This is a genomic window from Bradyrhizobium ivorense, assembly GCF_900696085.1.
In the GTDB taxonomy this organism is placed as follows: domain Bacteria; phylum Pseudomonadota; class Alphaproteobacteria; order Rhizobiales; family Xanthobacteraceae; genus Bradyrhizobium; species Bradyrhizobium ivorense.
In genome coordinates this window covers 655370-682099 of record NZ_CAADFC020000028.1, presented here as the reverse complement: position 1 = coordinate 682099, position 26730 = coordinate 655370, and the positions used below count along the sequence as shown (strand labels likewise).

Annotated in this window: 22 protein-coding genes; 7 read left to right on the top strand and 15 right to left on the bottom strand. The window is 66.1% G+C overall.

Annotation, left to right across the window (positions count from 1 at the left end):
- Window positions 1–28 precede the first annotated feature (28 nt).
- A complete protein-coding gene (locus tag CI41S_RS34320) occupies window positions 29–2044 on the top strand; it encodes a pseudouridine synthase (RefSeq protein WP_139863430.1) in 2016 nt (671 codons plus the stop codon).
- A 6-nt stretch (window positions 2045–2050) separates the two neighbouring features.
- Entirely contained in the window at window positions 2051–2605 is a 555-nt protein-coding gene (gene rsmD, locus CI41S_RS34315) for a 16S rRNA (guanine(966)-N(2))-methyltransferase RsmD (protein WP_139480966.1), read from the top strand.
- A 329-nt stretch (window positions 2606–2934) separates the two neighbouring features.
- Here the strand turns inward: rsmD and mutL are convergent, their stop codons facing one another.
- Window positions 2935–4752 carry a DNA mismatch repair endonuclease MutL gene (gene mutL, locus CI41S_RS34310; RefSeq protein WP_139863429.1) on the bottom strand — a complete coding sequence of 606 codons (1818 nt, stop codon included), beginning with the start codon at window positions 4750–4752 and terminating at the stop codon, window positions 2935–2937.
- A 224-nt stretch (window positions 4753–4976) separates the two neighbouring features.
- Here mutL and CI41S_RS34305 point away from each other — a divergent pair, with 224 nt between their 5' ends.
- Window positions 4977–5300, top strand: a complete 324-nt coding sequence (locus tag CI41S_RS34305; RefSeq protein ID WP_139863428.1) for a ribbon-helix-helix domain-containing protein — start codon at window positions 4977–4979, stop codon at window positions 5298–5300.
- Window positions 5301–5465: 165 nt separating this feature from the next.
- On the opposite strand, the gene CI41S_RS34300 is transcribed toward CI41S_RS34305, so the two are convergent.
- Genes CI41S_RS34300 through CI41S_RS34285 form a run of 4 tightly spaced genes read right to left on the bottom strand, consistent with a single transcriptional unit; the run spans window position 5466 to window position 8358 of the window.
- Window positions 5466–7034, bottom strand: a complete 1569-nt coding sequence (locus CI41S_RS34300; protein ID WP_139863427.1) for a GMC family oxidoreductase — start codon at window positions 7032–7034, stop codon at window positions 5466–5468.
- A gap of 24 nt (window positions 7035–7058) precedes the next feature.
- A complete protein-coding gene (locus CI41S_RS34295) occupies window positions 7059–7607 on the bottom strand; it encodes a gluconate 2-dehydrogenase subunit 3 family protein (protein ID WP_139863426.1) in 549 nt (182 codons plus the stop codon).
- Between the two features lie 33 nt (window positions 7608–7640).
- Entirely contained in the window at window positions 7641–8036 is a 396-nt protein-coding gene (locus CI41S_RS34290; protein ID WP_139863425.1) for a VOC family protein, read from the bottom strand.
- A 1-nt stretch (window position 8037) separates the two neighbouring features.
- A complete protein-coding gene (locus CI41S_RS34285) occupies window positions 8038–8358 on the bottom strand; it encodes a c-type cytochrome (protein ID WP_347339279.1) in 321 nt (106 codons plus the stop codon).
- A 496-nt stretch (window positions 8359–8854) separates the two neighbouring features.
- Between CI41S_RS34285 and CI41S_RS34280 the strand changes: the two genes are divergently transcribed.
- Window positions 8855–9154, top strand: coding sequence for a hypothetical protein (locus CI41S_RS34280; protein WP_139480960.1), 300 nt, complete (start codon window positions 8855–8857; stop codon window positions 9152–9154).
- Window positions 9155–9202: 48 nt separating this feature from the next.
- On the opposite strand, the gene arfB is transcribed toward CI41S_RS34280, so the two are convergent.
- From arfB to ileS, 6 genes are all read right to left on the bottom strand, one after another.
- Window positions 9203–9622 (bottom strand): alternative ribosome rescue aminoacyl-tRNA hydrolase ArfB, encoded by a 420-nt coding sequence (gene arfB / locus CI41S_RS34275; RefSeq protein WP_139480959.1) that lies wholly within the window; start codon window positions 9620–9622, stop codon window positions 9203–9205.
- 364 nt (window positions 9623–9986) lie between these two features.
- The gene (locus CI41S_RS34270; RefSeq protein ID WP_172628308.1) at window positions 9987–11324 is read right to left on the bottom strand and encodes a M16 family metallopeptidase; all 1338 of its coding nucleotides are present in this window, start codon (window positions 11322–11324) and stop codon (window positions 9987–9989) included.
- A gap of 38 nt (window positions 11325–11362) precedes the next feature.
- A complete protein-coding gene (locus CI41S_RS34265; RefSeq protein WP_139863424.1) occupies window positions 11363–12751 on the bottom strand; it encodes a M16 family metallopeptidase in 1389 nt (462 codons plus the stop codon).
- A 219-nt stretch (window positions 12752–12970) separates the two neighbouring features.
- Window positions 12971–13693, bottom strand: coding sequence for a hypothetical protein (locus tag CI41S_RS34260; protein WP_139863423.1), 723 nt, complete (start codon window positions 13691–13693; stop codon window positions 12971–12973).
- 100 nt (window positions 13694–13793) lie between these two features.
- Window positions 13794–14291, bottom strand: a complete 498-nt coding sequence (lspA, locus tag CI41S_RS34255) for a signal peptidase II (RefSeq protein WP_172628294.1) — start codon at window positions 14289–14291, stop codon at window positions 13794–13796.
- Window positions 14288–17302 (bottom strand): isoleucine--tRNA ligase, encoded by a 3015-nt coding sequence (gene ileS / locus CI41S_RS34250; protein WP_139863421.1) that lies wholly within the window; start codon window positions 17300–17302, stop codon window positions 14288–14290. Before ileS ends, lspA begins: the two co-directional genes overlap by 4 nt.
- A 492-nt stretch (window positions 17303–17794) precedes the next feature.
- On the opposite strand from ileS, the gene CI41S_RS34245 reads away from it, so the two are divergent.
- Window positions 17795–18025, top strand: coding sequence for a hypothetical protein (locus CI41S_RS34245; RefSeq protein ID WP_139863420.1), 231 nt, complete (start codon window positions 17795–17797; stop codon window positions 18023–18025).
- Window positions 18026–18723: 698 nt separating this feature from the next.
- On the opposite strand, the gene CI41S_RS34240 is transcribed toward CI41S_RS34245, so the two are convergent.
- Both CI41S_RS34240 and CI41S_RS34235 read right to left on the bottom strand, forming a co-directional pair.
- A complete protein-coding gene (locus CI41S_RS34240) occupies window positions 18724–19251 on the bottom strand; it encodes a sugar O-acetyltransferase (protein ID WP_139480989.1) in 528 nt (175 codons plus the stop codon).
- A gap of 17 nt (window positions 19252–19268) precedes the next feature.
- The gene (locus CI41S_RS34235; RefSeq protein ID WP_139863419.1) at window positions 19269–20240 is read right to left on the bottom strand and encodes a bifunctional riboflavin kinase/FAD synthetase; all 972 of its coding nucleotides are present in this window, start codon (window positions 20238–20240) and stop codon (window positions 19269–19271) included.
- 213 nt (window positions 20241–20453) lie between these two features.
- Here CI41S_RS34235 and CI41S_RS34230 point away from each other — a divergent pair, with 213 nt between their 5' ends.
- Window positions 20454–20849 (top strand): response regulator, encoded by a 396-nt coding sequence (locus CI41S_RS34230; RefSeq protein ID WP_016844467.1) that lies wholly within the window; start codon window positions 20454–20456, stop codon window positions 20847–20849.
- 686 nt (window positions 20850–21535) lie between these two features.
- Window positions 21536–22852, top strand: a complete 1317-nt coding sequence (locus CI41S_RS34225) for an ISNCY family transposase (RefSeq protein ID WP_172628293.1) — start codon at window positions 21536–21538, stop codon at window positions 22850–22852.
- Window positions 22853–23048: 196 nt separating this feature from the next.
- On the opposite strand, the gene CI41S_RS34220 is transcribed toward CI41S_RS34225, so the two are convergent.
- Together CI41S_RS34220 and CI41S_RS34215 are read right to left on the bottom strand one after the other, a co-directional pair.
- Entirely contained in the window at window positions 23049–25070 is a 2022-nt protein-coding gene (locus tag CI41S_RS34220; RefSeq protein WP_139863417.1) for a pyrroloquinoline quinone-dependent dehydrogenase, read from the bottom strand.
- A 71-nt stretch (window positions 25071–25141) separates the two neighbouring features.
- Window positions 25142–26605 carry a caspase family protein gene (locus tag CI41S_RS34215; protein WP_139863416.1) on the bottom strand — a complete coding sequence of 488 codons (1464 nt, stop codon included), beginning with the start codon at window positions 26603–26605 and terminating at the stop codon, window positions 25142–25144.
- Between the last annotated feature and the right edge of the window lie 125 nt (window positions 26606–26730).

Genomic DNA, 26730 nt, shown 5'->3' with positions numbered 1-26730 from the left:
CAATTGAACGCCCAGGCGAGAAATATTCATGCCCCGCGACAGCGACAAAAACAACGATTCCCGGCGCGGCCGGGGTGACCGGGGTGGCCCCGGCAAGGGCCGCCCTGGTGGCGCGCGCGGGGACAAGCCGTTCGGCAAACGCAGCTTCGGTAGCAAGGATCGCGATAAGGGCGATCGCGACAAGCGCTCCTTCGCCGGCAAGAGCGAGGGCCGCGCGTTCCGTCGTCGCGAAGATACAGATAGCCCGCGTCGGGATGGCGACCGGCCGCGCTTCAAGCGCGACGACCGCGAGGGCGGCGACAAGCGCCCGTTCAAGCCGCGCGGCGAGCGGCGCGATTTCGACAAGGGCGACCGGGCTCCGCGCGGCGACCGCGGCGATGCGCGTCCGGCGGGCCGGTTCTCGGACCGCAAGTTCGGCGAAAAGCGTTCGTACGGCGATCGAGAGAAGCGCACCTATGCGCCGCGCGGCGAACGCGCCGAGCGCAAGTTCGACGACCGCAAGTTTTCCCGTGGCGATCGCGACAAGGGTTCGTTCCGCGACAAAGGCGAGGGCCGTTCGTTCCGCCGCCGCGAGGATGGCGACGCACCGCGACGCGATTTCGGCGATCGTCCGCGTTTCAAGCGCGATGATCGCGGCCGCGATCGGGATTTCGGCGGCCGCGACCGCGGCGACGAAAAACCGTGGCAGAAGCGCGAGCGCACGCCGCGCGGCGACTACAAGTCGCGCGACGACCGCGAGGGCGGCGACCGTCCGCGGTTTTCGCGGCCGCGCGAGGATCGCGAGCAGGGCGATCGTCCGTTCCGCGAGCGGCCGAAATTCAGCCGGCCACGCTGGGAGAAGAACGAGGACGGCGATCGCCGCGACACCCGCCGGCGCGAGCGCCCCGAGGGACGCACCGACTGGCAGGAGCATCCGCGCAGCGAGGGCCGCTTCTCTGACCGGCCGCGCCGCGACAACGAGGACGACAGCCAGATCTTCGCCAAGCGACCGGCGTTCGGCGGCCGCGGCGCCTATCGCGAGCGATCCTACGATGAGAAGCGGACGCGCCCCGAGCCCGCGGCGCCGAAGAAGTCCGGCGAGCGCATCGCAAAGGTGCTGGCGCGCGCCGGCCTCGCCTCGCGCCGCGATGCCGAGGAGATGGTGACGCAGGGCCGCGTCACCGTGAACGGGCGCGTGATCAATTCGCCGGCGCTCGACGTCACCGCCAGTGACGTGGTGGCGGTGGACGGCACGCCGTTGCCGCCGCGCGAGCGCACGCGGCTGTTCCTGTATCACAAGCCGCGCGGGCTGATGACGACGCATGCCGATCCCGAGGGGCGGCCGACCGTGTTCGACAATCTGCCCGAGGGCCTGCCGCGGCTGATCTCGATCGGCCGGCTCGACTTCAACACCGAGGGCCTGCTGCTGCTGACCAATGACGGCGGGCTCGCGCGCACCCTGGAATTGCCCGACACCGGCTGGCTGCGCCGCTACCGCGTGCGCGCGCATGGCGAGGTGACGCAAGGACAGCTCGACGAGCTGAAGAAGGGTGTCGAGGTCGACGGCGTCAAATACGGCCCGATCGATGCGACGCTGGAGCGCGACCAGGGCGCCAATGTCTGGGTCGAGTTCGCGATCCGCGAGGGCAAGAACCGCGAGGTGCGCAACGTGATGGCGCATCTCGGCCTCGAGGTGAACCGGCTGATCCGGATTTCCTACGGCCCGTTCCAGCTCCGCGAGCTCGAGGAGGGCAAGGTCGAGGAGGTCAAGACGCGGGTGCTGCGCGAGCAACTCGGCGAAAAGGTCGCGAAGCTGGCCGGCGCCGATTTCGCGCCGCCGGAACAGCGCGACGCCGGCGACGGCGACGGTGCGCCCAGCAAGAAGCCGTTCAAGGCCAAGCGCGAAACCATCAACGACCGCAAGGGCCGCCGCGTGCTGGTGCAGCGCACCGGCAGCGAGGAGGCGCGCGAGCGCAACGAGGACGAAGCCAGCGGCTACGGCCCGCCGCGCCGCCCCAAGCGCGGCTATCACGGCAAGCGCGATCTCAAGCCGCGGGATGAGTAACGATCGATGCGTGTCGTCGGGGGCAGGCTGAAGGGCCGCAATCTCGCCTCGCCATCGGGGCGCGAGATCCGGCCGACCGCGGACCGCTTGCGCGAGTCCGTGTTCAACATCCTGATTCATGCCTACGACAATCCGATTGAGGATGCGCGGGTGCTCGATCTGTTTGCCGGCACCGGCGCGCTCGGCATCGAGGCGGTCTCGCGCGGCGCAAAATTCACGCTGTTCGTCGACAATGGTGCCGAGGCGCGGGCATTGTTGCGCAACAATGTCGAATCGCTCGGGCTCGGCGGCGTGACAAAGGTCTATCGCCGCGATGCCACCGATCTCGGACCTGCGCATCCGGTCGAGCCCTTCGCCCTGGTGTTTCTCGATCCGCCCTACGGCAAGGGTCTCGCCGACAAGGCGCTCGCCTCGCTGCGCGATGGCGGCTGGCTGACACCGGGCGCATTGCTGGTGGTGGAGGAGGCGAAGGCCGCAGCATTCGCGGCGCCCGAGGGTTTCGAGGAGCTCGAGCGCCGCGCCTATGACGACACCGAGTTCGTGTTTCTGCGGAGCGCGTGACATCGTCACTCGCCCGGCCGAGCCGGGCGATGACGGGTGGATGTGCATACGCGCGCTGCGATAAGTCCCGTCATCCTGAGGTGCAAGCTCTTGCGAGCCTCGAAGGATCGACGGCCACCGGCCGGGCCGTGCATCCTTCGAGGCTCGCCGAAGAGGCTCGCACCTCAGGATGACGGGTTGGTCTGATTCAAGTGCCAAACAGCTTATTCGCTGTCATCGCCCGCGCAGGCGGGTGATCCGGTATTCCAGAGGCAGTAGTTATTGAGCCGAGAGGCCGCGACGTACTGGATCGCCCGGTCGAGCCGGGCGATGACACTGAGTTTGCGGAGTTACCGCCGCCCGAACAGCTTCTCGATATCGCTCAGCTTCAACTCGACATAGGTCGGGCGGCCGTGGTTGCACTGGCCGGAATTCGGGGTGTCTTCCATCTCGCGCAGCAGCGCGTTCATCTCTTCCGGCTTGAGGCGGCGGCCGGCGCGGACCGAGCCGTGGCAGGCCATGGTGGCGGCGACGTGCATCAGGCGGCGCTCCAGCGGCAGCGCCTCGTCCCACTCCGCCATGTGCTCGGCGAGGTCGCGCAGCAGGCCGGCGGCATTGGCCTTGCCGAGCAGCGACGGCGTCTCGCGCACCGCGATCGCGCCGGGGCCGAAGGAATCGATCGCGAGCCCGAACGACGCCAGCTCCTCGGCGCGATCGTGCAGTTTTTCCACGGTGGCTTCGTCGAGCTCGACGATCTCGGGGATCAGGAGGATCTGCCGCTGCACGCCGTTCTTCGCCAGCGAGGCCTTCAGCTTCTCGTAGACGATGCGCTCATGCGCGGCGTGCTGGTCGACCACGATCAGCCCGTCGCGGGTCTGCGCGACGATGTAGGTCTCGTGAATCTGCGTGCGCGCGGCGCCGAGCGGACGGTCGAGCAGGTCGGGCGACGGCGCCGCCTCGAAGCGCACGTCGGCGGTCGGCGCGCCGACATCGAACGCGGCCTGGCCGGGTTCGGCGAACGCGGTTGCCGCACCGTCGAACGCGCGCGCCGGATTGACCGGGAAGGTCGGCGAGCTGCGCCAGTCCCAATTGCCCGGGCGCGGCGGCGGCGTGAAGGCAGGGCGGAAGGCCGACAGCGTCGCGCCGTCGGCGGTGTTGGCCGCGGTGCGCCGGCCTTCGCGGGCGAGGCCCTCCTTCAGGGCGTGCACGATCAGCGCGCGCACCAGGCCGGCGTTGCGGAAGCGCACCTCGGTCTTGGCCGGATGCACATTGGCGTCGACCTCCTGCGGCGGACAGCTCACGAACAGCGCCACGACCGGATGGCGGTCGCGCGGCAGATAGTCGGAATAGGCCGCGCGCACCGCCCCGAGGATCAGCTTGTCGCGCACCGGGCGGCCGTTGACGAACAGATATTGCCCAAGCGCGTTGGCGCGGGTCAGCGACGGCGCGGCGGCAAAGCCCTCGACCACGACGCCTTCCCGCTCCGAACGCACCTCGATCGCCGAGCCGCGGAAATCGGCGCCGAGGATGTCGCCGAGCCGGGTCAGCCGGCCGGCGGCGCCGGGCAGCGCCGCGGCCCAGGTCACCGGCGCGCGCTCCTCGCCGGCCAGGGTGAAGGCGACGTCGGGCCGCGCCATCGCCAGCCGCCGCACCACCTCGCGGATCGCCTCGGCCTCGGTGCGGTCGGTCTTCAGAAATTTCAGCCGCGCCGGCGTGGCGTAGAAGAGATCGTTGACCTCGACGCGGGTGCCCTGGCCGAGCGCGGCCGGCATGATGTCGGATTTGGTGCCGCCTTCGACCGACAGCGACCAGGCATGCGGCTCGCTGGCGTGGCGCGTGGTGATGCCGAGCTTGGCCACCGCGCCGATCGAGGGCAGCGCCTCGCCACGGAAACCGAGCGTCCTGATGCGCAGCAGATCCTCGTCGTCGAGCTTCGAGGTGGCATGGCGGTCGACCGCGAGCGCGAGGTCGGCGCGCGTCATGCCGCTGCCGTCATCGGTGATGCCGATCCGGCGCCGGCCGCCGCCGTCGGTGAAGATGTCGATCCGGCTGGCCCCGGCGTCGATCGCATTCTCGACCAGCTCCTTGACCACGCTGGCAGGACGTTCGACCACCTCGCCGGCGGCGATGCGGTTGACGACCTGTTCGGGAAGCTGGCGGACGGGCATGGACACGTGTCGGGGCGATGATTCGGAACGGAACGTCATTCTAGAGGGCCAAGCGGGCAAATGCATGGGCTGGGACGTGGGTCCGCGCCCGGCTGGGGATTGCAGGCCTATCGCCTTGAAGATGCTGGGGCTTCGGCGGCGGGCCACTGGCGCCGTGCTATTGTGGGGCTGCACGCGGCGGTATATCGTTTAGAAAAACTATAAGTTCTCGCCGGAGGAGCCCCATGTGCCATTTGTTCGCGCATCAGCCGCAACGCGATTATGAATCGCAAACCAGATCGCTGCGGATCGACGGCCATTGCACCTCGATCCGGCTGGAAATGTCGTTCTGGGATACGCTGGAGGAGATCGCGGCCAAGGAAGGCATGACCCTGGCCAAGTTCCTCACCACTCTGCACAACGAGGTGCTGGACCATCATGGCGAGGTCAACAATTTCGCCTCGCTGCTGCGCTGCTCCTGTTTGATCTATCGCGCCAAGGCGAATGCGCCGGCGAGCGTGCCGGAGTATCGCGACAGCGCCGCCGCGATCATGGACGCGGCCGAGTAGGATCGGTCAATCCCGCAAGGAATAGCTGTCTCAAGCGGAATTCCCGTCATTGCGAGCGAAGCGAAGCAATCCATCTCACCGCCTATGCGGACCGATGGATTGCTTCGTCGCTATCGCTCCTCGCAATGACGGAGCCAGGTTCGGCGGCCCTGCCACACCGAAAGATCAGATCTCCTTGCGCTGCATCGCGCCGGCGATGTGGTCGGCCTGGCGGATCGCCAGCGACACGATGGTCAAGGTCGGATTGCAGGCCGCGCCCGAGGTGAACTGGCTGCCGTCCGAGATGAACAGGTTCTTGATGTCGTGGGTCTGACCGAACTTGTTGCAGACGCCGTCGCGCGGCTTCTCGCTCATCCGGTTGGTGCCCATGTTGTGGGTGCTCGGATAGGGCGGCGTCGGATAGGTGACGGTGGCGCCGACCGCCTCATACACCGCGGCGCCCTGTCTGTAGGCGTGATCGCGCATCGCGACGTCGTTCGGATGATCGTCGAAATGCACGCTGGCGACCGCCATGCCGAACTTGTCCTTGATCTTCGGGTCGAGCGTGATCCGGTTGGTCTCCTGCGGCATGTCCTCGCCGACCAGCCACATGCCGGCCATTCGCGGATAGCCTTCCATCGCGCTGGTGAAGGAGCGGCCCCAGGCGCCGGGATTGAGAAACGCCGCCATGAACGGCAGGCCGAGCGACAGCGTCTCCATCTCGTAGCCGCCGACGAAGCCGCGCTTCGGATCGTTCCGCGCCTCGTCGCGGATGATGCCGGCCATGGTGGTGCCGCGATACATGTGCACCGACTTCTCGAAGGTCGCATACACGCTGCCGGTCATGTGCCGCATGTAGTTGCGGCCGACCTGGCCGGACGAGTTGGCGAGGCCATCCGGGAACATGCTGGAGGCGCTGTTGAGCAGCAGCCGCGGGCTCTCGATCGAATTGCCGGCGACCGCGACCACGCGCGCCTTCTGGCGCTGCATCGCGCCGGTCGCGTCGGCATAGACCACGCCGGTGACCTTACCGGATGGATCATGCTCGATCTTGATCACCATGCTGCCCGGGCGCACTTCGAGATTGCCGGTGGCTTCGCCCTTCGGGATCTCGCTGTAGAGCGTCGACCATTTGGCGCCGGACTTGCAGCCCTGGAAGCAGAAGCCGATCTGCTGGCAGGAGCCGCGGCCGTCGCGCGGCTCGCTGTTGATCGCCATCCGTCCGGTGTGGACTTCCTTGTAGCCGAGCTTCCTGGCGCCGGCCTCCATGACCTTGAAGTTGTTGTTGCCGGGCAGGCCGGGGATGCCGTTGGTGCGGGTGACGCCCATCTTGTCCTCGGCCTTGGCGTACCACGGCTCCATCTCGGCGAGCGTGATCGGCCAGTCAATCAGATTGGCACCGGGGATGCCGCCATAGGCCGACTTGATCTTGAACTCGTGCTCGTCGAAGCGCAGCGAGGCGCCGGCCCAGTGCACGGTGGAGCCGCCGACCGCCTTGACGATCCAGGCCGGAATGCTCGGAAAGTCATGGGCGACGCGCCAGCTTCCCGAGGTGGTGCGCATGTCCGACCAGGCGAGCTGGCTAAAGCTGTCCCATTCGTCGTTGATGAAATCCTGGTTCTCGATGCGCGGGCCGGCTTCCAGGATCACGACCTTGACGCCCTTCTGTGCCAGCTCGTTGCCGAGCGTTCCGCCGCCGGCGCCGGAGCCGACGATCACGACAACGCCGCTGTCATTCAGATCGAATTTTGCCATTGTGTCCTCCCGACGTTGTCCGCTTCAGACCTTCGACAGCCAGTCGATGTCGGCAAAGCCGCGCTTGATGTAGCCGCCATGCTCGGCGGAGGAGCCCTCGTAGCCGAACCGCGGCCAGACCTCCTTGTTGTTGTAGAGCGAGACGATGAGGTCGCCGCGGACCTGCTGGAAGAACGCGCTTGCCTCGATCTTCTGCAGCAGCGCGACGCGGTCGTTCTCCCAGGCGACCTGGACGTAGGGCATCTTGTGGCGGTCGTTGGCCTCCTGGTCGAGCCGCGCGACGCCGTCGACGATCAGCGTCTTGACCGCCGGATCCTTCGCCGCCTTGCCGTCCCACGGCGTCACCGCCGCGATGTAGTAGCTGTCGCCGAGGAAATCGTGCGGATAGATGTCGCGCGCCATCTTGAGCAGCGTCTTCATCGTCGCCGGCGTCAAGGTCTTGGCATCCTCAGCCCAGGCGTCGGTGATGCCGAGCCCGGTCGAGGTCGCGATCGCGACCGCCGGTGCGGTTGCGGCTGCGCCTTTGAGAAACACGCGCCGGTCATACTTGCTGCGTCGATCGATTTCTCTCATGGGTTTCCTCCGTAGATTATTTTTGCAATTGAATTAGCCGAAGCGCCCGCCGCGCTGGATCACCTCGATCTTGTAGCCGTCGGGATCGGAGACGAAGAAGAAGCGCGCCAGCGTCTTGCCGTCATGCTTGAAGTCGCGCAGCGGCCCCGGCGACAGCTTCTCCGCCTCGAAGCGCGCGTGCTCGGCATCGACATCGTCGACCACGACGGCGAGATGGCCGTAGCCGTCGCCGAGCGCATAGGGCTCCTTGCGATCGAAATTGACCGTGAGCTCGACCTCGAACGGCGAGGACGGATGGCGCAGATAGATCAGCGCGAAATCGCCAAATCGCAGATTGTCCGCGATCTCAAGGCCGAACGCGCGGTGATAGAAGTCGAGCGCCTTGGCCTCATCGAGCACGCGGATCATCGAATGCACGAGTTTCGCCATTTCAGTTCAGCTCCTTCAGATAGGCGATGATCAGCGCGCGGGTTTCCGCCTTGCCCTGCCGGTAGGCCATCACGGCGCCGGGGATCACCGCTTGCGGATCGGCGAGCCACGCATCGAGATGCGCGTCGTCCCAGACGAAATCGGCCGTGGCGAAGCCCGCGGAATATTTGAAGCCGCTGGCCTTGCCGGCGTGGCGGCCGGCGATTTGATAGAGCGACGGTCCCTGCCGGACCGGATCGGATGTGTTGGTGGTGTGGCAGGTTCCGCATTGCTGCTTGAACAGCGTCGCGCCGTCGGGCGGCTTGGCGGCGGGCAAGGGCATCTGCGCCGCCGTCATGTGCACCGCGAGCATCGCGCTGCAACATCCCAGCCCGATGCTCCATCCTGCGCGCCGCATCGCCATGCTCGCTCCCCGTCGTGAACGGACTGTAGGGCGCGGCTATCAGGCGGTGGTAGTAGCCGGCTGTTTCACGAGAACAAACCGCAAGCCGCCTTGTCGATGGGACGACAAGAAGATGGCAGCCGGACATCATGACGCGATCGCTCAAGATCGCGTCGCGATCTCATCTCGTTGTTTGCATGTGAGCTTTCCGGAAAACCTGCTCGCGCCTGTGCGGGTCATGCGCGCGATCGTGCCGCATATGTGCAACGCAATTCCGCGAAATGGCCGCGAAAACCCTGCACGATCTCCACACGACGCAGCTTGCATGACGCAGGCGCCGTTTGCGACATCATCAATCCGCGCACGGGGCAGGTCCGGAGCAGGCGGCGCCGGGAACCCCGAACCGTCCCGCGCAAATCATATCCAGGAGCAATGGATGAAATTAGCGAAGACTTTCGCGATCGCGTTTGCTGCGTCGGCACTGCTCGCCGGCCCGGTGCTGGCACAGGGCACGTCGACCCAGAGCCAGACCGGCGCCGGCATGCAAGGCCGCGGCACGATGCAACAGGGCGCGCCGGCGGGCGGTGCCGACGAGGAACTCAACGCGCAGGGCGGCGCGGCGACCGGCAAGGGCGGCGTCGCCGCCAAGAGCGGTGCCAAGGGCACGGTCGGTGCCGGCAGCAGCACGCGCAAATCGACCGGGTCCGAGTCGGCGCCCGGTATGAAGAAGTATTGATCGCGATAGCCGGATGCAGCGCTCGCGCGCTGCATCCGTTTCCCGGATTCAATCGTCGAAGCGGCGGGCGCCGCGCCCCGCCTTGATGTCGCTGCGGCGCTTCTTGCCCTCGAGCCGGCGCTGCTTGGAGCCGAAGGTCGGCTTGGTCGGCCGCCGCGGCGTCGGCCGCACCAGCGAGGCTCGCAGCAATTCGAGCAAGCGCTCGATCCCGTCCGCCTTGTTGCGTTCCTGGGTGCGGAAGCGAAACGCCTGGATCACGATCACGCCGTCCTTGGTCATGCGGCTGCCGGCGAGGCGGACCAGCCGCTCGGCGGCATCCGGCGGCAGGGCGATCTTGCGCGTGTCGAAGCGCAGCTGCGCCGCGGTCGAGACCTTGTTGACATTCTGCCCGCCCGGACCCGAGGCGCGCACAAAGACGATCTCGATGTCGTTCTCGTCGATCGTGAGGTCGCGGGACACCCGCAGCATGGCAGCACCGGCGTGAGGAGGAATCGGCGGGGGCAATGTAGCGGGTTTGCGTGATGCGTGCTGCGTTGATGCAGCGTTGGATTACGTCTGCGGCCGGTGTGCGCGGCCACCCCTCTCCCCAACCCTCCCCCGCAAGGGGGGAGGGAGCCCATCCGCCGGTGCGTCCATTACTAATTCCGCCCACAATGAGCGTCGGAGTTGTTGACGATGTGAGGTGAGTACGCCTCTCAATTCTCAATGCGACGTGAGGTGAGCACGCCACTCAGGCTCCCTCCCCCCTTGCGGGGGAGGGTTGGGGAGAGGGGTGGCCACAGCGGCGGTGCGAGTAGGATGCGCAACAAACTGCGTTGAGCAGCGCCCCGCCTCAGTTCGCCTTCGGCGGGGCCGAGACCGGCTGCGCGGCGGCTTGCGGGGTGCGGCCGACGATGGCGGTGAGCAGGCCGTCGCCCCACAGCTTCCTGGCGACCCGCTTGGCATCGTCGAGCGTCACCGCGTCGACGATGGCGTTGCGCTTCTCGATGTAGTCGATCGGCAGCCTGTCGAGCTGGTACTGCAGCATCGCCTGCGCCAGCTTCGAGGAGGTATCGAGCGCCAGCATCTGCGAGCCCTTCAGATACGACTTCGCCTCGTCGAGCTCCTTCTGGGTCGGGCCTTCGTCGGCGATGCGGCGGATTTCCGCGTTGATCGCGTCAACCGTCTCGCCGGCGCGGTCGGCGCGGGTGCCGGTGTTGCCGATGAACAGCGCGGAGTGATCCATCCAGAGCAGCGCCTCATAGATCGAGTAGGCGAGGCCGCGCTTCTCGCGCACTTCCTTGTAGAGCCGCGACGACAGCCCGCCGCCGCCGACGATGTGGTTCACCACATAGGCCGCCATGAAGTCGGGATCGTGCCTGTTGATGCCGGGGCCGCCGAAGGTGACGACGGTCTGCGGCACGTCGAGCGGGATGAAGGCGCGCTGCGGCGGCTTGGCCGCGACGATATCGGGGACCGGCGTCAGCTCGGCCTTGGCCGGCAGGTCGCCAAAGGTCTTGTCGAGCAGCTTGCCGAGCGTATCGGGGTCGACGTCGCCGACCACGGCGATGCGCAGCGTGTCCCTGGCGATGTTGCGGCGGGCATAGTCCTTGAGGTCCGCGATCTCGATCTTCGGCACGCTGTCGAGCGTGCCGGTCGCGGGGCGGCCATAGGGATGATCGCCGAATGCGAGCTCGAGGAACTTGCGGCCGGCCAGCGACGACGGATTGGTCGATTCGCGGCGCAGATTCGCGATCACCTGGGCGCGGATGCGCTCGACGTCCTTGGGCTCGAATCGCGGCGAGGTCAGCGCCATGCGCAGCAGGTCGTAGGCTTCGTCCTTGTTGTCCTTGAGCATGCGCAGCGAGCCGCGGAATTGATCGCGGGTCGACTGGAACGAGAGCTCGATGGCGCGACGCTCCAACCGCTCATGGTAGGATTTGGAATCGAGATCGCCGGAGCCTTCGTCGAGCAGGTCGGCGACCATATTGCCGACGCCGGGCTTGCCGGGCGGATCCTGGCTGGCGCCGCCGCCGAAGGCATATTCCATCGCGATCAATGGCACGGTCGCATCCTGCACGAACCAGGCCTCGATGCCGCCGGGCGACACCAGCCGCTGGATCTTGGCCGCGGCCTGCGAGGGCGCGGTGGACAGCGCCAGCAGCGTGGCGCAGGCGCCGCCGATCAGCATTGTGCGACGCGTGAGAGTGCGGCGGGTGAGGGAATAGATCACGAGCGCTTCTCCTCGCGTTTCGGCGCAGTATCCTTGATCAAATAACCGGTCACCGACCGCTTCTTGTCCAGCCAGGTCGCCGCGGCGGATCGCACCTGCTCGGCGGTGACGGCGCGGATTCGATCGGGCCAGCTCCGGATGTCTTCGATGCTGAGCCCGGTGGTCAGCGCGCCGCCGTACCAGCGCGCCAGCGTCGCCTGGTTGTCCTGGGCGTAGATCGCTTCGGCAATCAGCTGGGTCTTGACCCGTTCGAGGTCCTCGGCGCGCGCGGTGTTCTGCGCGAGGTCGGCGATCACCTTGTCGATCGCATCCTCGATCTGCGCGAACTCGACGCCGGGCTTCGGCGTCACCGAGATCGAGAATTGCGACGGATCGAGCGCGGTGCCCTGATAGCCGGCGCCGGCCGAGATCGCGAGACCCTTGTCGATCACCAGCGAGCGGTAGAGATAGGAGTTGGCGCCGCCGCCCATCAATTGCGCGAGCACGTCGAGCGCCTGGCTCTCGCCTGCCGCCGCCGTGGTCGCCGAGGGCACCAGATAATAGCGGCGCAGCCCGGGCTGCTCGACGCGCGGATCCGACAGCGTCACGGTGCGCGGCGCGGCCGGCGTCGGCTCCTGCGGCCGCACGCGCTTCTCGGGGATCGCGCGCTGCGCCGGGATCGGGCTGAAATTCTTCTCCACCAGCGGCTGGACATCCTTGAGCTCGACGTCGCCGGCGATCACCAGGATCGCGTTGTTCGGCGCGTAGAAGCGCTTGTAGAAGGCGAGCGCGTCCTCGCGGTCGAGCTTCTCGATCTCCTGGTGCCAGCCGATCACCGGGCGGCCGTAGGGGTGGTTGAGATAGAGCGCGGCCATGATCTGCTCGGTCAGCCGAGCGTCCGGATTGTTTGCAACGCGCATGTTGAACTCTTCGAGCACGACGTCGCGCTCGGGCAGCACGTTCTCGTCCTTGAGGATCAGGCCGGTCATGCGGTCGGCCTCGAACTCCATCATGGTGGCGAGCTGCTCGCGCGGCACGCGCTGGAAATAGCCGGTGTAGTCGACCGAGGTGAACGCGTTCTCGTTGCCGCCGACCCGCAGCACGGTCTGCGAGAACTCGCCGGCCGGGTGCCTGGCGGTGCCCTTGAACATCAGGTGCTCGAGGAAATGCGCCAGCCCGGACTTGCCGGGCGTCTCGTCGGCGGAGCCGACCTTGTACCAGATCATCTGGGTGACGACCGGCGTGCGGTGATCGGGGATCACCACGACCTGCAGGCCGTTGTCGAGCGTGAAGCTGGCGGGGCGTTCCGAGGTGACGGTGGTCTGGGCGCGGAGGCTGCCGGCCGACAGCGGGATCGTGGAAACAAATGCGGCAATGAAAAGTGCGATCGATCGGCGTGCGGACATCACTATCCTTATGAAAGCCCGGACATGGCCGGGGCAGGAGACGCGGCATCGTACACGGTCGTTCCCGTGCCGGAGGTCACGAAGCGGAGAGACGTGAGCCGCCCCGCATTAAGCTTTGCTCATGTAGTTCTTTGTTCGAGCATGGTGTTTTCGGAACACCGCGTCGCGCTTGGCGTCAACGCGGCCCTCCGGGTTCCGGACCATGCGCGGCGGCCGACCCTACTGCACCGGCTTGCCGGTCTGGATGTCGTATTCGCCTTCCCTGACCAGCGGCTTCATCGGGCCCGTGCCATAGGCAAAATTCGACGACGGCGTCTGGTAGCCGGGGGGCGGCTCGGTCAGGGTTGCACGCGGCGGCTCACCCTTGAACGGCGAGGACTCGCTGCTGTTGCCCTTGAACATGCCGAGCAGGCCGCCGCTGTAGCCGAGCTGGTTCGGCATCAGCGAGGGATTGGTGGTGACGCCGGGCTCGATCGGGTCCTTGCTGTTGGTCGCGGTCTGCTGCTTGCGGCCGGCCTCGATCTCGGCCGGGGTCAGCGGCATGGCCTGCTGCCAGTGCTCCTTCTTGACTTCCTTCTTGCGCGCCTCGATTGCAGCCTTGCGCTTGGCGACATCGGGATCCTTCGGCCAGTTCGGTGCGTCGGCCTTGGCGGCGGAAGCCGGCGGCGGCAGGTCGAGCTTCGGCGGCACCACCAGCGGCGAGCGCTCGCGGTAATCGATGCCCTTGCTGGCCGCGCTCTTGGCGCCGAGGCCGGTCATCAAATTGTCGACGATCCGCTCTTCGAAGGTCAGGCCGTCGTCGTCATCGTCGTCGCCGGCACGCACCGGGCCCGCCGTCATGACGAGGCCGATACCGGCCGCGACAAACGCCAGGCGCAGGCCGCGCTGCAGCGCCGGTCGGGACGTCTCGATCAGGTAAAAGCGGGCTTTGGTAGTGCGCATCGCGCCATCCCCATTTCAGAAATTCCGCAAGGCGGTCACTGGCTTAGGCACAGTTCCGCCGGACGCAGGTCGACCGCCGACCGGCTCCTATCGGCCGGGATCAGGGCGCTTTTGCGGCGGGTGCCCCCAAGAGGGAATCATACAGGAGCGCCGCCACACCGGCAACGATGGCCACGTCGGCAAGGTTAAACACGTACCAGCTGAAGGTTTTTTCGCCGATCTCGATATGAAACAGGGCAAAATCGACCACCGCGCCGTAGGCGAAGCGGTCGATCCCGTTGCCGATGGCGCCGCCGATGATCAGGCCGAGCGACACCGTGGCGAGCCAGGTCCGCGACCGCGCCATCCAGATCGCGAGCGCGATCACGGCGGCCGCCTTGATCACCATCAGGGCGATCTGGGCCGCCGGGCTCTCGCTCTGGAACCAGCCAAAGCTGATCCCGGGGTTCCAGGCCAGCACCAGGTCGAAGAACGGCGTCACCCGTACGGGGGCGTGGCGAGCGATTTCCAGCACGTAGAGCAGCCAGAGTTTCGAGGCCTGGTCGGCGATCAGGGTGACGACCGCCGCCAGTACGCCGGCGCGCACGGGAGAGCTCAAGCCGTGACCCCCAGCGCCTTCCACTCCCGCAGCGCTTGTGCGTCACGCGGCGAGACATCGGGATACTCGGGGTCCTCGCCGACCGTGGGCAGGATCTTCCACGAGCGCGCGCATTTGATGCCGACCGCCTTCTCGACCACCACGGCAACGCCGGGCACGCCATCGAGACGGAACGCGCCCGCCGGCGCCTCGCCCTCGCGCACCTCGTAGCTCGAGGTGATGCAGATCTCGGCGAGATCGACGTCGAACAGCGTCGCCAGCATGGCCCGGTCGGCGATGTAGATCACCGGCGAGGCCTCCAGCGACGAGCCGATATTCTTGGCGGCGCGTTCCGGCTCCAGCGCGCCGGTGACGACGCGGCGGACATCGCGGATCCTCTCCCACTTCGCGGCGAGGGCATCATCGCGGAACTGCGCGAGACCCTCGGGGAACAAAGTGAGGTGCACCGAGGGCTCGGCGCCCGGCCGGTACATCCGCCAGGCTTCGTCTGACGTGAAGCTCAGGATCGGCGCCAGCCATTTCAGGATCGAATCGCACAGCAAGTCGATCGTGGTCAGCGCCGCCTTGCGCGCCACCGAGGACGGCGGATCGCAATACAGCGTGTCCTTGCGGATGTCGAAATAGAACGCCGACAGCTCGGAGTTCATGAATGCCGCAAGGCTCGCGACCACGGTCTTGTAGTCGAAATCGGCATAGGCCTTGCGGATGGTCTCGGCATGGCCGGCCAGTTCGTGCAGCATCAGCCGCTCGAGCTCGGGCATCTCGGCAGCGGCAACCTTCTCGGCTTGCTTGAAGTGATGCAGCGTGCCGAGCATCCAGCGGATCGAGTTGCGCAGCTTGCGATAGGTCTCGATGGTGTTCTTGAGGATTTCGGGCCCGATGCGCTGGTCGTCGGCATAGTCGGTGGCGCAGACCCACAGCCGCAGGATGTCGGCGCCGGAATCCTTGATCACCTTCTGCGGCTCGACGGTGTTGCCGAGCGACTTCGACATCTTGCGGCCGTTCTCGTCGAGCGTGAAGCCGTGGGTCAGCACGATGTCGTAGGGCGCGCGGCCGCGGGTGCCGGCGCTCTCCAGCAGCGAGGAGTGGAACCAGCCGCGGTGCTGGTCGCTGCCCTCAAGATACATCACGGTGTCGTCGCCGCCATCGATCTTGCGGACGATGTTGCCGAGCTGCGGAAAGTTCTGGCGGTCTTCCAGCACGAAGGCATGCGTGGAGCCGGAATCGAACCAGACGTCGCAGATGTCGTCGACCTTCTTCCAGTCCTCGGACGCGCGCTCGCCGAGGAAGCGCTCGCGGGCGCCGTCCATGTACCAGGCGTCGGCGCCTTCCTCCATGAAGGCTTCGGTGATGCGCTGGTTGACCACCTCGTCCTGCAGGATCTCGGCCGAGCCGTCGCCCTTCTCGCGCACGAACACGGCGATCGGCACGCCCCAGGCGCGCTGGCGCGAGATCACCCAGTCGGGACGATTGGCGATCATGCCGTTGATGCGGTTTTCGCCGGCCGGCGGCACCCATCGCGTCACCGAGATCGCGTGCAGCGCGCGGGCGCGCAGCGTGTCGCCCTTCTTGGCATGACCGTTATCCGCGATGGGCTTGTCCATCGCGATGAACCATTGCGGCGTGTTGCGGAAGATCACCGGCTTCTTGGAGCGCCAGGAATGCGGGTACTGGTGCTTGAGCCGGCCGCGCGCCAGCAGCATGCCTTTCTCGATCAGCGCCTTGATCACGGCCTCGTTGGCGTCGCCCTTCTCGCCCTTGTCGGTGATCACGCGCCTGCCGGTGAAGCCGGGGGCGTGGATTGTGAAGGCGCCGTTTTCGTCCACCGTGTAGGGGATCGCGGTCGGGATGCCGCGCGCGTCAAGCTCGCGCGCATTGGTCATCCAGACGTCGAAGTCCTCGCGGCCGTGGCCGGGCGCGGTGTGCACGAAGCCGGTGCCGGTGTCGTCGGTGACGTGGTCGCCCGCGAGCAGCGGCACGGTGAATTCGTAGCCGCCACTGAGGCCGCGCAGCGGATGGGCGCACTCGACGGCGTCCAGCGTGTCGCCGGGGATGTCGCGCACCTTCTCGAAAGCCGTGACGCGCGCCTGCTTGAACACTTCGGCGGCGAGCGCATCGGCGAGGATCAGCAGGTCGCCGGTTTTCGCCCAATTGTCCGCCGGCGCATCCGTCACCTTGTAGAGGCCGTAGGCGATCTTCGGCGAGAACGAGATGGCGCGGTTGCCGGGCAGCGTCCACGGGGTGGTGGTCCAGATCACGACCGAGGCATTGGCGAGCGCGCCATGCGCAGGCGAGGTGACCGGGAATTTCACCCACACCATGTCCGAGGTGTAATCCTCGTACTCGACCTCGGCCTCGGCGAGCGCGGTCTTCTCGACCACGCTCCACATCACCGGCTTGGAGCCGCGATACAGCGTGCCGTTGGCGGCGAACTTCATCAGTTCGCGCGCGATCGCGGCTTCCGCCGGATAGGTCATGGTCTCGTAGGGATGGTCCCAGTCGCCGATGATGCCGAGCCGCTTGAACTCCTCGCGCTGCACGTTGATCCAGTGCGTCGCATAGGCGCGGCATTCCTTGCGGAACGCCACCATCGCGGCGGAGTCGCGGAAGTCGGGCTTCTGCTTGCCCTTGGAGCGGTAGTTCTCCTCCTCGATCTTCCATTCGATCGGCAGGCCGTGGCAGTCCCAGCCCGGCACGTAGTTGGAGTCGAAGCCGAGCATCTGCTGGCTCTTGGTCACGACGTCCTTGAGGATCTTGTTCAGTGCATGCCCGATATGGATGTTGCCGTTGGCATAGGGCGGGCCGTCATGCAGCACGAACTTGGCGCGGCCCTCGGCGCTCTGGCGCAGCTTGGTGTAGAGGCCGATCTCGTTCCAGTATTTCAGGATTTCCGGCTCGCGCTGCGGCAGGCCGGCGCGCATCGGGAAATCCGTCTGCGGCAGGTAAAGGGTCTTGGAATAGTCCCTAAGGTCAGTCTTTTGGGCGTCGGTCTTTTGCGGCTTGTCGGACATGAAGGCTCTGATTTTGGCAGGTGCGGGCGCGGATACGCGATCAATCGCGGGTGAAACGGCAAGGTCCCGGTCTTGCGCCGAGCCTTGAGCTCAGGCGGAAGCCGGGCCGCTAATCCGTATGATGCGCCGCGAAAACATGGGGTTTCCCATAGCAGCCAGGCGGCGAAATCGCAAAGCCCCGATTGCCGGCGGACCGTGGGACCGTTCCCTGGAGCGCGATTAAGCCAGCTTGAAGCGGTTTACCGCGGGTTCGGTCCACCTCGCCCCGACGGGGAGAAGTCGACTTGAGCAGCAAGTCGGGTGAGGGCCGCGGCTCCAACGACAGACCGTAACCCCTGCACCGGGCGCATAGCTGAAACTTCGCTTCGGCGTCGCAACGTGTTCGCAACTACCGGAGTAATCCCGGGTGTTTCTGGAAAGGGTGATGGAATTCCGAAGGACTCGCAGCCAAATTAGGGAGCTTAGTCGGTTTGGGCGACAGGAGGTCGCCAAATGCGTGATTATCAGGCCTACATCATCGGCGATGATGGCCATATCGAACAGCGGATTGATCTTTGCTGCGCTGACGAAAACGCTGCCAAGGAACGGGCCAAATCCTTAGTAGACCGCAATTCCATTGAGTTATGGCAATCCGATCGCTTGATCGCGACGATTCATCCCGATCCGATCAAGACCAGCAGCGCCGCTGGCTGGATCAAGAGCTGGCTGCGGCCAGCGAACTAAGCGCCCGCTCTCCCGGCAACTTTTGCTGGAACATGGTGTTGAATCGCTATGCCTAGAGCTATCGTTATGCCTAGACCTATTGCCATTACGCTCATGAGTTTGGCCGCAGCCTGCCTGTCTGCGTTCGCAATCGCGGTAGCTCTTATGATCCATTGAGGGGCCGCCGGATTCCACCGGCGGCCCATCGGCTTGTTGAGGAGGTTGATGAACGCTGGATGAACGCCCGGCCGGCGTAATGGTTGCTGCGCCGCTGACGGGCGGCTGGTAGGCAATAATAATCAGAGCTAAAGTTTAGCGGTCGGCCAGATCCGACGTTCCGAGAGACAGGGAGTTTGCAATGGCAAGACCATCGACACTTCCACCTCAAGTCTTTGATCATGCGCCCGACCAGGCGCTGGCCCATCTTCCGACTGAGCTGCCTCCATCACCGACCAGTCCCGACGTAACCCTGCCCCAGCACGCGCTAGATGCGGTCGAGCACATAAATACGCTGGGCGTGAACCATCTGCCTGATTTCTTCTCCTGAATTTCGGCGACGGCTACGATCGAGGCCGCTCAGTTGATGACCTCTTTCATGTGGATGGCTTGCCGATGCGCGCTAAAGCGCGATGAGATTGGGTTGAATCGTCATCGCGCTTTAGCTCTTGTTTGAGCATGATCTTTTCGGAAAACCGCTTCACACTTTTCCGGATCATGCTCTAGGCAGCCCGTGGCCGAGCCGGGTTTCCCGCCACGGTCGCGCCGGGGGCGACGTCCCGCGTGACCACGCTGCCGGCCGCGACCAGGGCGCCATCGCCGATGGTGACGCCGGGTAGGATGATCGCACCGCCGCCGATCCAGACGTCGCTGCCGATCCGGATCGGGCGGCCGAATTCCAGCCCGGTGCGCCTTGTCTCGGCGTCGCGCGGATGGTCGGCGGTATAGATCTGCACCGCCGGCCCGATCTGGGTGCGGTCGCCGATCACGACCTCGACGACGTCGAGGATCACGCAATTGAAGTTGAGGAACACGCCGTCGCCGAGGCTGATATTGGTGCCGTAATCGCAGAAGAACGGCGGCCGGATCACCGCACCCTTGCCGACCTGCTTGAGACGTTCGCAGAGCAGGGCGTGCCGTTCGGCGATCGGCGATGCCAGCGCCGCGTTGTAGCGCGCCATCCATGCCTTGGCCGCGGCCTGATCGGCGGCGAGCTCATCGTCGGTGTAATAGAGCTCGCCCGCCAGCATTTTTTGCTTTTCGGTTTTCAATCAATCACTCCGAGCCGTGGGAACGCGCCAGGTGCTGCGGCGAGGGCCGCGCGCGCCCGCGCGCTGTCGTCATCCATCTGGCGTATCAACGCCTCGATGGTGTCGAATTTCAGCTCGTCGCGAATGAAACCGATGAAGGCGACGTCGAGCACCTTGCCGTAGAGGTCGCCCTTGAAGTCGAACAGGAACACTTCGAGCAGCGGCGCGCCGTTGTCGAAGGTCGGGCGGCGGCCGAAGCTCGCGACACCGTCGAACCGCTCCGAACCCAAGCCGACCCGCACCGCATAGATGCCGTGCTTCAACCCGCAATGCTTGTCGAGGCGGAGATTGGCGGTGGGATAGCCGAGATCGCGGCCGCGCTTCTCGCCGTGGATCACGGGGCCGGTGACGAACCAGGGACCGCCGAGCATCGCGGTGGCATCGGCGATTTCGCCCTCGGCGAGCGCCATGCGGATCGCGCTCGAGGACACCGGGCGCTCCGCGATGTCGACATGGGCCTGCACGTCGACCTCGATGCCGAGCCGCGGCGCCTCGCTGACCAAGAGGCTCGGCGAGCCGACCCGGCCCTTGCCGAAATGGAAATCGTAGCCGACCGCGATGCCGCTGATGCCGAGCCGGCCGATCAGGTCATGGTGAATGAAGTCCTGCGCCGTGGTGCCGGCGCGCGCCTTGTCGAAGGTCATGACCACGGCGCCGGCGAGCCCGGTGGCCGCCAGCAGGCGCAGCTTGTTGGTCTCGTCCGTGAGGCGGAATTGCGGGGTGTTCGGGCTGAAGAATTTGCGCGGATGCGGCTCGAACGTCACCGCCAGCGCCGGCACGCCGTGCGCCTTGCCCATCGCCAGCGCCGCGCCGATCACGGCGCGGTGACCGAGATGGACGCCGTCGAAATTGCCCATTGCGACCACGGCGCCCTTCGGAATGACGCTTGCGGGGGTGTTGTCGCGGATAACAGTAAAGCCAGTGCTCATTTCAGGCATTCTTCAAGGATTCTTAAGCATGATTGTCGCGCCGGACGGTGACGCGGCGGCGGATGATAAGTCAAGCGCGGCGAATATCGCGTCAAATCCGTAACAATCCGGCTCTTGCCGGTTAACGCGCTGTTTAACGCCAGCTGTTAGTGCTCTGCGGGAAAGCTGCGGCTCGCGCAGAAGCGTAATTGCAAGTGTGGTTTGGGGGAAAAGATGGCGGTTGATTTGTCCATGCCGGTTCTGGTGGTTGATGACTACAGCACCATGATCCGCATCATCCGGAATCTTCTCAAGCAGCTTGGATTCGAGAACATCGACGACGCCTCCGACGGTTCGGCTGCGCTGAACAAGATGCGCGGCAAGAAGTACGGCCTGGTGATTTCCGACTGGAACATGGAGCCGATGACCGGCTACGACCTGCTCAAGGAAGTCCGCGCCGATCCCAACCTCGCCACCACGCCCTTCATCATGATCACGGCGGAATCCAAGACCGAGAACGTGATCGCGGCCAAGAAGGCCGGCGTCAACAATTACATCGTCAAGCCGTTCAACGCCGCCACGCTGAAGACCAAGATCGAGGCGGTGTTCCCGGACATGGCGACGGCGTAAGACGCCCGTCCATCGCATCAGCTAGAGATCTCGTCATGCCCGGCCTGTCCCGGGCATTTGCGTTTGATCGCCCTTTCCGCTTGCGGCAGCGCTATCGCATGATGGAACTGGGTTGGGGAGAACGACGCTGCCATCACCGTCACCCTGAGAGATTGTGAAGCTTTGTCCTCATCTACCGTTGTCATCGCCCGGCCTGTGCGCAATTGCGCACATGGACCGGGCGATCCAGTACGCCGCGGCCTCTCGCTTCTATCACTGGCGTCTCTGGAATACTGGATCACCCGGTCAAGCCGGGTGATGACACCGAGCAAGCTGAGCAAACCATCACCGTCACCCTGAGGTGGCCGCTTCTTCAGCGGCCCTCGAAGGGTTGACGGCCCGGCTGGTGGTCGATTCATCCTTCGAGGCTCGCCCGGCAGCGCAGCTGCGCTGCAAGGCTCACACCTCCGGCGACAAAGGCAAAGCCTTTGCGCGGGGATGACGGGACGACGCTCCAGCGGTCTGCGCGATTTCGGAATATTGGAAGATTATCCCTGAGTTGCCCGACGTGTCAAGCGGCCTGATCGACCATGTCAGTAGCTCGTGATCTGTCGCCTGTTTGTAGCTCGTGAAGTGTCGTGTTTTTGGTGCCCCGGGACAAAGGGGGCACGATGGGCACGGCATCCATTCACGAGGGTGTACGACGGATGCGGTTTTCAGATTTGCTGGAACGGACGGAGGCGAGGGAACTGACGCAGGAGGGCGCTGCGGAGCTTCTCGGGGTCAGTGTTCGGACCTTCCAACGCTGGGCGGAGCGTTACGAGGCGGAGGGCGATGACGGGCTGGTCGACCGACGCATGGGACGGCGATCGCCACGGCGGGCGCCGGAGGAAGAGCTGGAGCGGATGCTGGGACTGTTCCGCGACAAATACGCGGACTTCACGGTGAAGCACTTCCACGAGCAGCTGCAAAAGCGGCATGACTATGTGCTGGGCTATACGGTGACGAAGCTCGCCCTGCAGGCGGCGGGCCTGGTACGGAAGGCGCCGAAGCGTTCGGCGCACCGTAAGAAACGCCCACGCCGGCCGCTGCCGGGGATGCTGCTGCACCAGGACGGGTCGCGCCACGTCTGGATCGAGGATCTGCCGGCGATGGACCTGATCGTGACGATGGACGATGCGACCAGCGAAGTCTACTCGATGCTGCTGGTCGAGGAAGAAGGCACGGCCTCGACGTTCCTGGCCCTGCGCGAGGTGATTGGCGAGCGTGGCTTGTTCTGTGCGCTCTACACCGATCGCGGCAGCCATTATTTCCTTACCCCGAAGGCTGGCGAGAAGGTCTCGAAGACGCAACAAACCCAGGTGGGACGGGCTTTGTCGCATCTTGGGATCGAGCATATCGCGGCCTATTCGCCGCAGGCGCGGGGACGCTCCGAGCGGCTGTTTGGCACGCTGCAGGACCGCCTGCCAAAGGAGCTGCGGCTCGCCGGGATCAAGACGGTCGAAGCCGCCAATGCGTGGTTGAAGGCGCATTACATCGCCGAACACAACGCCGCATTTGCGATCAAGGCCGAACAGCAAGGCACCGCCTTCGTTGCCGACCGCCACGAGGCCTGGCGCGAGGCGCTGTGCGTGATCGAGGAGCGAACCGTCGCCAACGACAATACCGTCGCATGGAAAGGTCGCCGGCTGCAGTTGCCGGAGAGCCGGCTGAGGCCTCACTTCGTCAGGGCCCTGGTGCGGGTGCATGAGTATCCCGATGGCACCGTCAGCGTGTTCCTCGGCCCGCATCGATTGGCGAGGTTTAGCGCCAACGGACAGCAGATCAGCCCCGACGCGCCTCAGCCTGGCAGCGTGCTCGGAGCCGTCAAGGACAAGCCCTGGCGGGCGCGCAAGCGCGCGTCCTTGACCGCTCCTGCGCGCGCCGCCGTCGAGAAAGCGCGGGTCGGGACGGAGAAACGGGCTTCAAATCGAACAAAGAAACCCGCCCGCAGGGCTGACCAGACCGCTCTATCCATGGCATGACAAACCCGGCGCTCCCGTCCACGCCTTCCGCGGGCGCCCAAAACTCCATAACGAAGGCGACAGATTACGAGCTACAAAAACACGACATCTTCACCCGCTACGGACAGCCGCCATGTCGAACGCCGGCAGCCGCGGCTACTTTGCATGGGTTGTTTTTCGGCATTTTGACAGGACGCCCCTGCGGCGGGGCGTTCTGCTAGGCGGATCGCATGCGACGGCGCCGCCGCCAGCGCCACAACAACGCAACGAGGACGACGACCACGAGACCCGCGGCGACCGCCTTGACGGTGAACCGCCCGCCGGGACGGTCGATGATGCGCGACCACAGCGAGGCGCCCTCGCCCGCGCGCGGCAGGCGGAATGCCACCACGCTGTCGCCGATCGAGGTGCCGGCCTCGGAATGGCCGCCGGCGCCGATCGCGACATACTGCTCGCCCTTCCAGAGATAGGTCATGGGGTTGGCGACGCCCGGCACCGGCAGCCGGCCGAGCCACAGCTCGCGGCCGGATCTGGCATCGAACGCGCGCAGATAGGCGTCCATCGCGCCGGTGAACACCAGCCCGCCCGCGGTGATCGCAACGCCATTGACCAGCGGCGTGCCGGTGCGGAGCGCGATGCCGAGCGGCGCCAGATCCTCGCTGGTGCCGACGGTCGAATGCCAGAGGATCTTGCCGGCCTTCAGGTCGACCGCCACCGTCTCGCCCCAGGGCGGCTGGTTGCAAAGCGAGCCGAGCGGCGACTTCGCCACTGCCCGCGTCATCGCAAACGGCGTGCCCTCCTGGCGGCCGAAATCATGGCCCGGCGGCGGATTGAAGCCCTTGGCCTGGTCGCGCGGGATCAGCGTGACGATCTGCACGGCGTGGCTGACATTGGCGTAGAGGATCTGGTTGACCGGATCGAACGCCGCGCTGCCCCAGTTCACGCCGCCGCCGGTCATCGGATAGATCACGGTGCCGCGCGTCGACGGCGGCGTGTAGAGGCCGTCATTGCTAGACTGTCCGAACAGCGTCTCGCAGGCCGGGCGCTCGAAGCCCGGCATGCCGGCCGCATCAGTCGCGCGGATGCGCTGCGTCAGCAGCGGCGGCACATGGGTCGGAAACGGCTGCGTCGGCGACAGCTTTTCGCCCTCGGCGCCGCTCTGCGGCACCGCGCGCTCCTCGACCGGCCACACCGGCTTGCCGGTGTCGCGGTCGAGCACGAACACAAAGCCTTGCTTGGTCGGCTGGATCACGACGTCGCGCATGCCCGCGCCGGTGTCGATCCGCGCCAAGGTCGGCTGCGCCGGCAGGTCGTAGTCCCAGACGTCGTGATGCACGGTCTGGAACGCCCACGCCAGCGCGCCGCTCTCGATCCGCAGCGCCACCACGGAATTGGCGTGCTCGTTGTTGCCGGGGCGCTGGCCGCCCCAGAAGTCCGGGCTCGGCGATGTCGTCGGCAAGAACACCAGCCCGCGCGCCTCGTCCACCGACATCGGCGCCCAGACATTGCTGTGGCCGGCGCTGATCCCGTCATGCACGAGCGGATCGAAGCTCCAGCGCTTTTCGCCGGTCCGCGCATCATAGGCGCGCACCGCGCCGAGCGGCGCATCGACCCTGCGATTGTCGGCGATTGCCGAGCCCACCACCACGACGCCGCGGCCGGTCACCGGCGCCGAGGTGATCTGGAATTCGCCGGGCCATTCCAGCTTCATCCCCGCGTCGATCCGGATCTCGCCGCCGTTGCCGAAATCGGCGCATGGCTTTCCGGTCCTGGCATCGAGCGCGATCAGGCGCACGTCGTTAGTGCCGGTGAAGATCCGCGAGCGGCACGCGGCGCCTTCCGCCGCGCGATCGTCGACCCAATAAGCGACGCCGCGGCAGACATAGCGGTTCGCCGGGCGCTGCGCGGTCGAGATTTTGGGATCGTAGCGCCATTTCTGCGCGCCGGTGCCGGGATCGAGCGCGATCACCTCGTTGAACGGCGTGCAGAAGATCAGGCTGTCCTCGACGAACAGCGGCGTCGCCTCGAACTTGGTGCGCTTCATAAGCTCGGGGGCGCGCGCATCGAGATCGCCGGTGCGGAAATCCCAGGCACGCACCAGCGTGCCGACATTGTCAGGGGTGATCTGATTCAGCGGCGAGAAGCGCGTGCCTTCGCGGTCGCCGCCCCAATATTCCCAGGCGAGCGCGGGCTCCGCGCACAGCAGCAGCACAGCGAGCAGGCGAACCAGCGATCGCATCGCATCCTCCACCCGATGCGATCATTCCAGCTGCACCGCATCACGAGTGAAGGATTTACGCGATCGCAGCCCTAGTATCTACCCCCGCGATAATTGTCGCCGCCATGATGGCCGCCGCGAAAACCGCCGCCGCCGAGGCCAATGCCGATCCCGATGCCGATCGGCGGTCCCACCGGCTCGTAGACCACGCGCGGCGGCGGACGGCGCTCGACCACGACCTCGTCCTCGACCACGACACGCGGCGGACGCCGCGTGGCGGTGCGGCGCGGCGGCGGATCAGGCTCGACCACGCGCTTCTTGGCGGGCGCATCAACCTTCTTCGGCTGCGGCGGCGCGGCGTTGCAGGGACAGGTCGGCCCAGCCAGCGCGACATTGGTCGGCGGCACGCTGGCAATAACCGGCCGGGTCTCGGGACGATAGCGCAGCCGCTCGACCAGCTTGCGCGCGGTCGCGGTGAGATCGCTGTCGGGATATTGCGCGAGGAAGAGATTGTAGGCCGCCGCGGTGTTGGCGAGCACGGCGTTATTCCACGCCACCATGCGGCGATGCCGGTCAAGCCAGTCGCGTGCCTGCAACCCGCGCTTGGTGCCGGCAAACAGGGTGGCGAAGGCCTCATAGGATTCATCGCTGCCGTCGGCCACCATCAGCTCGTTGGCGTCCTCGATCGGCTTGCCCTGCATTTCGCGTTTCCAGTCGTCGACACTGCGCCTGGCCGCGGCCGGCTTCGGCTCGGCCGCGGATGCCTGCGCCTGCGCCGGCGCCGCTGCCGGGCCGGCGATGAAGCGAAAATCCTCGGTCAGCGAAGAAGAATCCCACGGCGTCTGGCGGCCGTCGGTCGCCTTGTTCACGGCAAGGCGGACCCGCTTGAAGGTGTCCTCGATCGCAATGCCCGGCTGCTTCGCCGTGGCGAGCAGGGCCGTGGTGTATGGGCTATTGGAGCCGCTGCCATCCTCGGCTTCGGCGCCCGGCGAGGTCGAGAACGACACGAAGGTGCCGGGCGAGCCGACCTTGGCATCGACGATGGCAAGGCCGTGGCCCGCGGTCTTGTTGAGCTCGGGGAACGGGTTGTTGCGGCAGGCATCGAGCAAGAGGATGCGCATCCGGCTCGGCACCGAGGTCAGCGTGTTCAGAATATCGTTGAGGCGGACCGCCTGGATCGGAATGTCGGCCTCGCGCTTCGGGTCGACATCGACCGGCACCAGATAGTTCTCGCCGTCGATCTGCAAGCCGTGGCCGGCGTAAAACACCAGCGCCACGGTGTCGGCGCCCTTGGCGGCGACCTGGCCGGCGAAGTCGCTGATCCTGGCCCGCATCTCGTCCTGCGACAGGTCCGACGCCGAGGTCACCGCAAACCCGGCGTCGGTCAGCAATTGTGACATCGCCTTGGCATCATTGGCGGGATTGGGCAGCGCCGGCACCGACTTGTAGGCCGATTGCCCGATCACCAGCGCCAAGCGGCTCTCGGCGAGGGCCGGGCCGCCACCGAGCAGAATTGCGGCCGGAAGGATCAGACTGAGCAGCGAGCGAGCAAGCATGGCGACCTCCGGCAGTGATGTCGGAGATGGGTCTGATGGCTCGGGGCGCAGGTTCAGGCGGACGCCGCAAATCTGTGGCGCTGGTCACACAGGGTCAGCGGTCGAATTGTCGCAGGGATGACAGC

What these genes read in the sequence shown, in the direction of transcription:
- CI41S_RS34225 (WP_172628293.1), top strand. Translation starts at nt 21,536, where the DNA reads ATGCGGTTTTCAGATTTGCTGGAACGGACGGAGGCGAGGGAACTGACG.
- CI41S_RS34220 (WP_139863417.1), bottom strand. Translation starts at nt 25,070, where the DNA reads ATGCGATCGCTGGTTCGCCTGCTCGCTGTGCTGCTGCTGTGCGCGGAG.
- rsmD (WP_139480966.1), top strand. Translation starts at nt 2,051, where the DNA reads ATGCGTGTCGTCGGGGGCAGGCTGAAGGGCCGCAATCTCGCCTCGCCA.
- CI41S_RS34305 (WP_139863428.1), top strand. Translation starts at nt 4,977, where the DNA reads ATGTGCCATTTGTTCGCGCATCAGCCGCAACGCGATTATGAATCGCAA.
- CI41S_RS34290 (WP_139863425.1), bottom strand. Translation starts at nt 8,036, where the DNA reads ATGGCGAAACTCGTGCATTCGATGATCCGCGTGCTCGATGAGGCCAAG.
- CI41S_RS34300 (WP_139863427.1), bottom strand. Translation starts at nt 7,034, where the DNA reads ATGGCAAAATTCGATCTGAATGACAGCGGCGTTGTCGTGATCGTCGGC.
- CI41S_RS34265 (WP_139863424.1), bottom strand. Translation starts at nt 12,751, where the DNA reads ATGTCCGCACGCCGATCGATCGCACTTTTCATTGCCGCATTTGTTTCC.
- CI41S_RS34240 (WP_139480989.1), bottom strand. Translation starts at nt 19,251, where the DNA reads ATGCTGGCGGGCGAGCTCTATTACACCGACGATGAGCTCGCCGCCGAT.
- CI41S_RS34235 (WP_139863419.1), bottom strand. Translation starts at nt 20,240, where the DNA reads ATGAGCACTGGCTTTACTGTTATCCGCGACAACACCCCCGCAAGCGTC.
- CI41S_RS34295 (WP_139863426.1), bottom strand. Translation starts at nt 7,607, where the DNA reads ATGAGAGAAATCGATCGACGCAGCAAGTATGACCGGCGCGTGTTTCTC.
- CI41S_RS34320 (WP_139863430.1), top strand. Translation starts at nt 29, where the DNA reads ATGCCCCGCGACAGCGACAAAAACAACGATTCCCGGCGCGGCCGGGGT.
- mutL (WP_139863429.1), bottom strand. Translation starts at nt 4,752, where the DNA reads ATGCCCGTCCGCCAGCTTCCCGAACAGGTCGTCAACCGCATCGCCGCC.
- ileS (WP_139863421.1), bottom strand. Translation starts at nt 17,302, where the DNA reads ATGTCCGACAAGCCGCAAAAGACCGACGCCCAAAAGACTGACCTTAGG.
- CI41S_RS34270 (WP_172628308.1), bottom strand. Translation starts at nt 11,324, where the DNA reads ATGCTGATCGGCGGCGCCTGCGCCACGCTGCTGGCGCTGTCCACCGCG.
- CI41S_RS34280 (WP_139480960.1), top strand. Translation starts at nt 8,855, where the DNA reads ATGAAATTAGCGAAGACTTTCGCGATCGCGTTTGCTGCGTCGGCACTG.
- CI41S_RS34285 (WP_347339279.1), bottom strand. Translation starts at nt 8,358, where the DNA reads ATGCCCTTGCCCGCCGCCAAGCCGCCCGACGGCGCGACGCTGTTCAAG.
- CI41S_RS34260 (WP_139863423.1), bottom strand. Translation starts at nt 13,693, where the DNA reads ATGCGCACTACCAAAGCCCGCTTTTACCTGATCGAGACGTCCCGACCG.
- arfB (WP_139480959.1), bottom strand. Translation starts at nt 9,622, where the DNA reads ATGCTGCGGGTGTCCCGCGACCTCACGATCGACGAGAACGACATCGAG.
- CI41S_RS34215 (WP_139863416.1), bottom strand. Translation starts at nt 26,605, where the DNA reads ATGCTTGCTCGCTCGCTGCTCAGTCTGATCCTTCCGGCCGCAATTCTG.
- CI41S_RS34245 (WP_139863420.1), top strand. Translation starts at nt 17,795, where the DNA reads ATGCGTGATTATCAGGCCTACATCATCGGCGATGATGGCCATATCGAA.
- CI41S_RS34230 (WP_016844467.1), top strand. Translation starts at nt 20,454, where the DNA reads ATGGCGGTTGATTTGTCCATGCCGGTTCTGGTGGTTGATGACTACAGC.